A 1,856-nucleotide genomic window follows, 5' to 3' on the forward strand; every position below is an offset into this window, starting at 1 on the left:
TTGGCTGCGATATAGGGTGCTGGGTAACAGAACACGCCTTAGTGGAGGCTTGAGCCGTATGCAGTGAAAGTTGCACGTACGGTTCTTAGGAGGGCGGCACTTGGTAACAGGTGTCGCCTATCCGACATTGAATTTCAACCGTGCTGATGGCCGTTAGCATGGTATTGTCGTTTGGGCTTGCTTCAAGTTTTACGGTTTGTAATTGTTCAAAATTTTGTTTTGTCAGTTTGACACCCGGCACCGATGAACAGCCACTGATCAATGTAATAAACAGTAATACTAAATAGTGAAATTTCAACGACACTCTCCTTGAGTTCTTAACAACTATAAAAAATGTAAATACCACCGCACACTTAGGCAAGTAACATAACTCGTTTTTATTGCTTTGGCGATAGCCCAAATCTAAAGTCAATTGAATCAGGACTAGATTGATTTTTGCTAGCTCAGAGCCGTGAAATTCCTTATGCACAGCTAACTGAGCTAATAGAAACACTCAAATTAAGTTCGAGGAAGTTTCTTTGCGAGTTGCACGGGTAAGGTGTCTCGACTGATTGAGCTAAACGCAACACTGTAAAATGCACATATTGCAGACTTTTTATTAAGTCATGGCTTACACTAAAAAGCATCATTATTCGGCTAATATCAAATTCTATCTGCTTTGCAGCTTGAGTTTTAATGAAGGTACTTAGCCCAGGCTCACCAACGTCGAATGAACTTCTGTCGTGAGCTGTGGCCAAATTCTACAAACTCTTTACCACAACTCACTTGATACCACTCTCACACTCAAACAATTTCCCAATAAAACATTGACGCTTGTATTTTCATAATCTCAATTTTAAATGCTTTATCGCTCGGCTGAGTGGCCATGCCATAACAGACATGCAAAGGCATTAAATGCTCTTCCCTTGGATGACAATACCTCGCACCTGGTGCTGCAATCCAATGCGCCAGTTGGTTCTCTCTAGCATGTTCAGGCAGTGCCTTATCGCTAAGGGTTTCATGTAACCAGTTATCAAAGGCTATATTATTTTTGCTAACGTCTGGCGAATTCGGATTAAAAAATGCACGCATATTGTGAAACGAAAATCCGGATCCAATCACCAACAAATTATCCCAATTGAGCAACTGTAATGCCTTGCCTATTTTAATGTGCAGTTCTGGATCAAGGCCGTGAACCAATGATAACTGCACACAAGGAATGTCCGCTTCTGGATACATGATGCTAAGTGGCACAAATAAGCCATGATCAAATCCTCGCTGCTCATCTTGTTCAGCATCAATCCCGTTATCTCTAAGTACATTCACAACACCTTTAGCCAATGTCTGTTCACCAGGTGCAGGATATTGGATCTTATAAGCTTCTTCAGGAAACCCGCCATAGTCGTAAATGATCCTTGGGGCTATTCCTGAAGTCACAGTGGCTAAACGCGCCTCCCAATGCGCGCTGATCACCAATATCGCACTGGGGTTACCGACTTCTGCCGCGATGTGTTTTAAAGTGTTCACCATTTCAAAGTGAGCAGGGTCGCCGAGCAAGGGCATGGGGCCACCGCCATGAGAAATATACACAATGTTTCGATTTGATTTCATGCTGACTCCAACGTGTTAATAAATTTCAGGCCCGATAGGGACAATCCCTGTTGGGTTAAGCGCTTTAATCGAGTAGTAACCTGCTTTTATATGTTCAATATTCACATTGACATGCTCCCCGCCATGAATGACGGGGATCCCTGAATACAGGCGATAATAAATTACTTTATCATCGACTTTCTGCTGCTGATCGCTAATGCAATTCACTTCACAGACGCTACGGCTCTGCCCGAACCTGATTAATTACTTATGCCGCTTGCTCTAAT

General features: G+C 42.8%; 3 protein-coding genes. All 3 read right to left on the reverse strand.

Annotation, left to right across the window (positions count from 1 at the left end):
• Nucleotides 1–85 precede the first annotated feature (85 nt).
• The gene (locus IEW93_RS21685) at nt 86–298 is read right to left on the reverse strand and encodes a hypothetical protein (protein ID WP_188741268.1); all 213 of its coding nucleotides are present in this window, start codon (nt 296–298) and stop codon (nt 86–88) included.
• Between the two features lie 485 nt (nt 299–783).
• Nucleotides 784–1,590 (reverse strand): DODA-type extradiol aromatic ring-opening family dioxygenase, encoded by an 807-nt coding sequence (locus IEW93_RS21695; RefSeq protein ID WP_188741267.1) that lies wholly within the window; start codon nt 1,588–1,590, stop codon nt 784–786.
• Nucleotides 1,591–1,605: 15 nt separating this feature from the next.
• A complete protein-coding gene (locus IEW93_RS21700; protein ID WP_188741269.1) occupies nt 1,606–1,797 on the reverse strand; it encodes a hypothetical protein in 192 nt (63 codons plus the stop codon).
• Nucleotides 1,798–1,856: the final 59 nt, after the last annotated feature.

Source organism: Shewanella inventionis (assembly GCF_014641855.1).
In the GTDB taxonomy this organism is placed as follows: domain Bacteria; phylum Pseudomonadota; class Gammaproteobacteria; order Enterobacterales; family Shewanellaceae; genus Shewanella; species Shewanella inventionis.

Bases quoted from the DNA above. Each gene is read 5' to 3' on its own strand.
- IEW93_RS21695 (WP_188741267.1), bottom strand. From the start codon at position 1,590: ATGAAATCAAATCGAAACATTGTGTATATTTCTCATGGCGGTGGCCCC.